The organism is Spirillospora sp. NPDC046719, from assembly GCF_040645715.1.
Taxonomy (GTDB): Bacteria; Actinomycetota; Actinomycetes; order Streptosporangiales; family Streptosporangiaceae; genus Spirillospora.
The window spans coordinates 1-7,498 of sequence record NZ_JBEYYT010000446.1; the positions used below are offsets into that span (position 1 = coordinate 1).

Consider the following 7,498-nt stretch of genomic DNA (forward strand, 5'->3'; position numbering starts at 1 on the left):
CCGACCTGCACCCCCCCCCCCCGCCCGGACACCAGGGCCCGGCGACACGGTGCACCCCCCCACAAGACCGCCCCCCCACCCGGCACGCTTAACCCGCCGGTTGGGCGGGTCGACCTGCGTGGTCGAGTGGCGCAAGCGATGAGACCAGCCGCTACACCCAAACGCCCGGGCCGGCCCGCCCAGTTGGCTTGGCCGGGCACACGTCTGGTGGCCCGGACGAGCGACGCGAAAGGTTGCCTCACCCAACTGGTGGGTTGGCACCGCCGGCGAGGCACAACCGGCGGGCCAACCCACCGAAAGCTCGTCCGGGCGGCCCTCTCGGCCGCATCGTTGGGCCCGGCGCGCTTGCAGGCACCGGTGAGCAGGGCCCAACGGCACGGCCAGTCCGCTCGTGCAACAACGTCGGTCGCCGCAGTCGAGCAGCGCGGACGTTGACCCGCCTAGCTAGTGGGGCGGCGTCGCTGATGAGTTGGCGCCGCTGGTGGGTTGGCGCCGCTGGTGGGTTGGCGCCGCCGGTGAGACGGCACCGCCGCTGGGACGGCACCGCCCGTGAGACGGCACCACCAGTGAGGCGGCACCACCGGTGAGGCGGCACCACCCAAGTGGGATGGCACCACCCGGTGTGCGGGGCACAACGGGTGGTGCCCCGCACACCGGCAAGCCCGGGCGGCTTTGTCGTGTGGACGGTCGGGCCCCCGCGGGCGCGGTCGGTGGGCGATCGACGCAATCGGTCGGCGCGGGCCAGCGGTGCGGGTGGGAGTCCCTCGGCTGGCGAGATCCAGCAGCACACCTGGGCTGCGCGCGCGGCTGGCCGGTTTGGCCAGCGTGATCGGCTCAACCCGGCTCGCACGGGCAGCCGACGTCGCCGGTTGGGGGCTCGATCGGCGCGGTCGGCTAGCACTCGCGGTCGGGCTGGGTGGCATGCCACAACCGGCACGATTGGGCCGCGCGCGTGGCAGCGTCGGGCGGCGCGGTCGAGCGGCCGTGGGGCCTTGAGCCACCCGTTGGCGGGCTGCACCACTGGTAGGCGAGGCGCAGTCGGCGGGGCCAGCCTGGGCGGCCGGCGCGGCGCAGGTGTCAACGCCCAGGCGGCACGGCCACGCGACCTGGCCACCCGGCCCGGCTGGGCGGCATGGCTAGGCAGCGCGGCCACGCGACCCGGCCCCCGGCCCGGCTGGGCGGCACGGCCAGGCAGCACGGCCACGCGGCCCAGCCATGCGGCCCGACCAAGCGGCCCGACCAAGCGGCACACGCGGCAGGGCAGGCTGCCTGGCTAGGCGGCATGGCTACGGTGCGAGCGGTGGCGTATGGCCGGGTTGGGCGGGGTGGGGTCAGATGGCGGTGGGGACGATGTCGGGGGCGCCTCGGCGGCTGGCGTCGGCTTCCTGGTCGTCGTCCTGGGTCTGGGAGGCGCGCTCGGCCTCGACGCGCTTGCGGTAGTACTCGATCTCGCGGTCGCGCTGCTTCTTCGACCAGCCGAGGACGGGCGCGAGGAGGTCGGCGGCCTCCTGGGCGACGCCGACGCCCCGGTCCCACGTCTCGATGGAGATGCGGGTGCGGCGGGCGAGGACGTCGTTGAGGTGGCGGGCGCCCTCGTGGGTGGCGGCGTAGACGACCTCGGCGCGCAGGTAGTCGTCGGCGCCGGACAAGGGCTTGCCGAGGTCCGGCTTGTCGGAGATGAGGTCGAGAAGGTCGTCGGTGAGAGTGCCGTAGCGGCCCAGGAGGTGCTCGACGCGGGCGACGTGCACGCCGTAGCGGGACGCGAGGCGGTGGCGGGCGTTCCACATGGCCTGGAAGCCGTCGCCGCCGACGAGCGGGATCCGGTCGGTGCAGGACTCGGGGATCTTGCCGTCGAGGCCGTGCGCGACGGCGTCGATGGCGTCCTTCGCCATGACGCGGTACGTCGTGTACTTGCCGCCCGCGACCAGCACGAGGCCCGGGACGGGGTGCGCCACGACGTGCTCGCGGGACAGCTTGGACGTCTCCTCGGTCTCGCCGGTGAGCAGCGGCCGCAGGCCCGCGTAGACGCCTTCGACGTCGTCGTGGGTGAGCGGGGTGTTCAGGACGGCGTTGACGTGGTCGAGGACGTACTCGATGTCGGCCTTGGACGCGGCCGGGTGGGCCTTGTCGAGGTCCCAGGCGGTGTCGGTGGTGCCGATGATCCAGTGCCGTCCCCACGGGATGACGAACAGCACCGACTTCTCGGTGCGCAGGATGACCCCGGTCGAGGAGTGGATGCGGTCCTTCGGGACGACGAGGTGGATGCCCTTGGACGCCTTCACGTGGATCTGGCCGCGCCCGCCGACGAGCTCCTGGATGTCGTCGGTCCAGACGCCGGTGGCGTTGACGACCTGCTTCGCGCGGACCTCGCTGGTGGTGTTGGCCTCCAGGTCGCGGATGCGCAGCCCGGTGACGCGCTCGCCCTCGCGCAGGAGGCCGAGGACCTGGGTGCGGGACGCGATCTGCGCGCCGTACTCGGCGGCGGTCCGCAGCACCGTCATGACGTAGCGGGCGTCGTCGACCTGCGCGTCCCAGTACTGGATGGCGCCGGTGAAGGCGTCCTTGCGCAGGGACGGCGCGAGCCGCAGCGCGCCGCGGCGGGTCAGGTGCCGGTGGTGCGGGACGCCGCGCGACATGCCCATCTGGAGCGACAGGAGGTCGTACAGGGCGACGCCTGCGCCGAAGTAGGCGCGTTCCCACACGTGGTGGGTGGTCGGCAGGAGGAACGGGACGGGACGGACGAGGTGCGGCGCGATCTGCTGCAGCAGCAGGCTGCGCTCGGTGAGCGCCTCGCGGACCAGGTCGAAGTTGTACTGCTCCAGGTAGCGCAGCCCACCGTGGATCAGCTTGGACGACCGGGACGACGTCCCGGACGCGAAGTCGCGCGCCTCGACGACCGCGACCGTGAGGCCGCGGGTCGCGGCGTCCAGTGCGGCACCGGCCCCGACGATCCCGCCGCCCACGACCACGACGTCGAATTCCTCGCGGCCCATCCGGTCGAGCGCGGCGGCCCGTTCGGCGGGGCCGAGCCGTGAGCTGCCGAGGCCGGTCACCGGTGATCCCGTCATCGCGATTCCCCCCAGATCGGTTCGTTTACGAGCAGTACCTACCCAACAGTAGGGTCGGGTCCACCCGCGAAACGCCCGATTCGGCGTGGGGTCGCTCTCAGTCGGTGGACCGGCGCGGCGCCACTACCACCTGTACCCGCTGGAACTCCTTCAACTCCGTGTACCCGGAGGTCGCCATCGCGCGGCGCAGCGCGCCGATCAGGTTCATCGAACCGTCCGCGACGTGCGAGGGGCCGTGCAGGATCTCCTCCAGCGAGCCGATGGTGCCGAGGTTCAGGCGGGTGCCGCGGGGGACGTCGCCGTGGTGGGCCTCGCTGCCCCAGTGGTAGCCGCGGCCGGGCGCCTCGCTGGAGCGGGCGAACGGGGAGCCGACCATGACGGCGTCGGACCCGCAGGCGAACGCCTTGGCGATGTCGCCGCTGTTGGTCATGCCGCCGTCGGCGATGACGTGCACGTACCGTCCGCCGGACTCGTCCATGTAGTCGCGGCGGGCGGCGGCGACGTCGGCGACGGCGGTGGCCATCGGGACGGCGACGCCGAGGACGGTCCGGGTGGTGTGCCCGGAGCCGCCGCCGAACCCGACGAGGACGCCGGCGGCGCCGGTCCGCATCAGGTGCAGCGCGGCGGTGTAGGTGGAGCAGCCGCCGACGATGACGGGGACGTCGAGGTCATAGATGAACTGCTTGAGGTTCAGCGGCTCGGCGCGCCCGGACACGTGCTCGGCGGACACGGTGGTGCCGCGGATGACGAACAGGTCGACGCCCGCGTCGATGACGGCCTTGTGGAACTGGGCGGTGCGCTGCGGGGACAGCCGCGCGGCGACGGTGACGCCGGCGTCGCGGATCTCCTGGATCCGGCGGCCGATCAGCTCTTCCTGGATCGGCGCGTTGTAGATCTCCTGGAGCCGCTGCGTGGCGCGGGCGTCGTCCAGCTCGGTGATCTCGGCGAGCAGCGGCTCGGGGTCCTCGTAGCGGGTCCACAGCCCTTCGAGGTCGAGCACGGCGAGGCCGTCCATCCGGCCCATCGCGATCGCGACGGCGGGGCTGACCACGCTGTCCATCGGCGCGACGACCAGCGGCATCTCGAACCGGTAGGCGTCGATCTGCCAGGCGACGCTGACCTCCTCGGGGTCGCGCGTGCGGCGCGACGGGACGATGCCGATGTCGTCGAAGGCGTACGCCCGCCGACCGCTCTTGCCCCGGCCGATCTCCACCTCAGCAGCCACTGCGCCCTTCCTCCACCTCGCGGACAAGCGTGGTGTTCCCGCCGGCGGCGGGAACAAGCCCCGCAAGAGCTTACGGCAGCCCGCGACCCGCCCCGCGACCAGGACGGATCCACCCCCGGCCGCGGACGCCGCCGCCTGATGCCCGCACCAGGCCGAGCGGGGCGACGGCGGACGTGCCCGGGAGGCGACCGCAGACGTGCCCCGGGGGCGACGGCGGACGTGCCGAGAGGCGACCGCAGACGTGCCCGGGGGCAACTGCGGACGTGCCGGGTGGTGACGGCGGGCGTGCCGGGGGCGGCGACGGGGACCGGCGTCAGCGGCCCTGGTAGTTGGGGGCTTCGACGGTCATCTGGATGTCGTGCGGATGGCTCTCGCGCAGGCCGGCGGGGCTGATGCGCATGAGCTGGCCGCGTTCCTGCAGCTCGGGGATGGTGCGGGTGCCGGCGTACCACATGGACTGGTGCAGGCCGCCGACGAGCTGGTGCGCGACGTTGGCGAGCGGGCCGCGGTAGGGCACCTGGCCCTCGACGCCCTCGGGGATCAGCTTCTCCTCGGCGGTGACGTCGGCCTGCGCATAGCGGTCCTTGGAGAAGGAGCCGCCCCGCTCGCGGTTGCGCATCGCACCGAGCGAGCCCATGCCCCGGTACGACTTGTACTGCTTGCCGTGCACGAAGATCAGCTCGCCGGGGGACTCCTCGACGCCGGCGAGCAGGCTGCCGAGCATCACGGTGTCGGCGCCCGCCACGAGCGCCTTGGCGATGTCGCCGGAGTACTGCAGGCCGCCGTCGCCGATCACCGGCACGCCGGCCTCCTTGGCGGCGCGCGCGGCCTCGAAGATCGCGGTGAGCTGCGGGACGCCGACGCCGGCGACGATCCGGGTGGTGCAGATCGAGCCGGGCCCGACGCCGACCTTGACCGCGTCCGCGCCCGCGTCGATCAGCAGCTTCGCGCCCGCGTAGGTGGCGACGTTCCCGCCGACGACCTGGACGGACGACTGGGTCTTGATCGTGGCGATGGTGTCGGCGACGCCCTTGGAGTGGCCGTGCGCCGTGTCCACGATGATCACGTCGGTGCCGGCCTCGATGAGCGCCCGCGCGCGCTTGATCGCGTCCTCGCCGACGCCGACCGCGGCGGCGACGAGCAGCCGGCCGTCGGCGTCCTTGGTGGAGTCGGGGTACTGCTCGCTCTTGGTGAAGTCCTTGGTGGTGATCAGGCCCTTCAGCCGGCCCTCGGCGTCCACCAGCGGCAGCTTCTCGACCTTGTTGCCCGCCAGCAGCCGGAACGCCTCGTCCCGCGACACGTCCACCGGCGCGGTGACCAGCGGCATCGGGGTCATGACCTCGCGCACCGGACGGGACAGGTCGGACTCGAAGCGCATGTCGCGGTTCGTCACGATGCCTACCAGCACGCCCCGTACGTCCGTCACCGGCACGCCGGAGATCCGGTAGTGGGCGCACAGCTCCTCGACGTCGGCGAGGGTCGCGTCCGGCAGGCAGGTCACCGGGTTGGTGATCATCCCGGCCTCGGACCGCTTCACCCGGTCGGCCTGGCCGGCCTGCTCCTCGATCGACATGTTCCGGTGCAGCACGCCGATGCCGCCCTGCCGCGCCATCGCGACCGCCGTGCGGGCCTCGGTCACCGTGTCCATCGCCGCCGACACCAGGGGGATCCGCAACGAGATCTCGCGGGTCAACCGGGTCGTGGTGTCGGCCTCCCCCGGCTGCAGGTCCGAGTAGCCCGGCAGCAGCAGCACGTCGTCGAAGGTCAGGCCCTGCGGGAGGAATTTGGCGGGCTCGGCGGCGGGGTTCATGGTTGCCTTCCGTAGTGGTGGCGGTATCCGGCCAGGTCACGGCGACCCTGTCCCCATGGTAGGCCGTCGTCCCGCGCCGGGACGGGCTGTTGCGGACACCGGGCACGTGGCCTTGATGACACCCCGTAACGCGCGCGCGGCCCGGCCGCATTCCCCGCGGGACGGGCGTTCCGGGCCTGCCCGCGGGTGCCTTGACGGACACGAAGAGTGATTGTTCGCGCACAGAGGAGACCGGGGGGTGCACCTGGCGGGGCGGCGCGCAGTAGCGTAAGGGTGTGCACGACGATGCCCCGCTCGACCCGTTCGCCGGAGACCCGGAGGATCCGGCGGCGTCGCTCGGCGACCCCGGCGAGGACGCCGCGCCGCTGAGCGTCGCCGAGCGCGAGGACGTGCTGGCCGATCTCGCCGACCTGGAGGTCTTCCGGGCGCTGCTGGAGCCGCTCGGCGTCCGCGGCCTCACCGTCGACTGCGCCGACTGCGGCAAGCTGCACTACATCGACTGGGAGCTGCTGCACGGCAACCTGCGCCACCTGCTCGACCAGGGCCTGCCGCGCGTGCACGAGCCCGCCCTCTCCCCCGATCCGGTCGACTACGTGAGCTGGGAGTACGCCCGCGGCTACGTCGACGGCGTGATCGACAGCGAAGAGGGCCGCGAGGAGAACTGACCGGCGCCCCCGCAGCGGAGCACCGGCGCCCCACGGCCGAGTGTCGGCACCCCACGGCCGAGCGCGGCACCCGACGGTCGGCGCGCCGCGCGGCTCGGTGGTCTGGGCGTCGCCCCGTCGGCACCCTGACGGCGGGGAACCGGCGGGGGCTTACTCCGGGTCCGGGCGCTCGTACGGGCTGAGGCGCTGCTGGGTGCGTCTGCGGATGTCGTCGATGGTGCGGCGCGGCTCGTCGTCGGACGGGATCTGCGGGAGCGCGGGACGGATCGCCGGGGCCGAGCGCGGTGCGTCCGGGCGGCGCGGCGCGGACCTGCGGGGGCGCTCGGCGTCGCGGATGATCTGCTCCAGGCGGCGCTTCATGCGCTCGTAGTCCCGGCGGCCCGGGTCGTCGGCGGCGGGCGCCTTGGCGCCGGGACGCGCCGGGGCGGTCGGGAGGGGCGGGACGGTCGTGGGCGCGGGCGCCGGAGCCGGGGACGAGGTGCCCGGGGCGGCGTGGGTTCCCGCGTCGGTGTCCTTGGCGCGCGGTTCGGCGGGGCAGGACATGCCGGCGCCGGCGGGCGGGGACGCCGCGGCGCGCTCGGTGATGCCGCCGCCCGCGGCGGCGACGCCGGTGCTGGCCAGCACGGCTCCGGCGACGCCGAGCGCGACGATGGTGCGGGGGCCGCGGCGGCGCGGGCCCGGCCCGGGGGCCGGCGGCGGCGTGCCGGGGCCGGGGTCGGACGGGCCGGAG

4 protein-coding genes and 1 pseudogene are annotated in these 7,498 nt (G+C 73.8%); 1 reads left to right on the forward strand and 4 read right to left on the reverse strand.

Annotation, left to right across the window (positions count from 1 at the left end; genetic code table 11):
* Positions 1–1,331 precede the first annotated feature (1,331 nt).
* The 3 genes from glpD to guaB all read right to left on the reverse strand — a co-directional run bounded on the left by glpD (position 1,332) and on the right by guaB (position 6,103).
* Positions 1,332–3,068: a glycerol-3-phosphate dehydrogenase gene (gene glpD / locus ABZ914_RS42440; RefSeq protein WP_190863235.1), complete on the reverse strand. Its 1,737-nt coding sequence runs from the start codon at positions 3,066–3,068 to the stop codon at positions 1,332–1,334.
* Between the two features lie 97 nt (positions 3,069–3,165).
* A complete protein-coding gene (locus ABZ914_RS42445; protein WP_190863362.1) occupies positions 3,166–4,281 on the reverse strand; it encodes a GuaB3 family IMP dehydrogenase-related protein in 1,116 nt (371 codons plus the stop codon).
* A 325-nt stretch (positions 4,282–4,606) separates the two neighbouring features.
* Complete coding sequence (guaB, locus tag ABZ914_RS42450) at positions 4,607–6,103, reverse strand: IMP dehydrogenase (protein WP_500200420.1); 1,497 nt, start codon at positions 6,101–6,103, stop codon at positions 4,607–4,609.
* 275 nt (positions 6,104–6,378) lie between these two features.
* On the opposite strand from guaB, the gene ABZ914_RS42455 reads away from it, so the two are divergent.
* Complete coding sequence (locus tag ABZ914_RS42455; protein ID WP_190863230.1) at positions 6,379–6,768, forward strand: DUF5319 family protein; 390 nt, start codon at positions 6,379–6,381, stop codon at positions 6,766–6,768.
* Between the two features lie 150 nt (positions 6,769–6,918).
* Here ABZ914_RS42455 and ABZ914_RS42460 read toward each other — a convergent pair.
* A pseudogene (locus ABZ914_RS42460) lies at positions 6,919–7,498 on the reverse strand (hypothetical protein); the annotation flags it as partial.

Coding starts and splice junctions, on each gene's coding strand:
- glpD (WP_190863235.1), bottom strand. CDS start 3,068: ATGACGGGATCACCGGTGACCGGCCTCGGCAGCTCACGGCTCGGCCCC.
- guaB (WP_500200420.1), bottom strand. CDS start 6,103: ATGAACCCCGCCGCCGAGCCCGCCAAATTCCTCCCGCAGGGCCTGACC.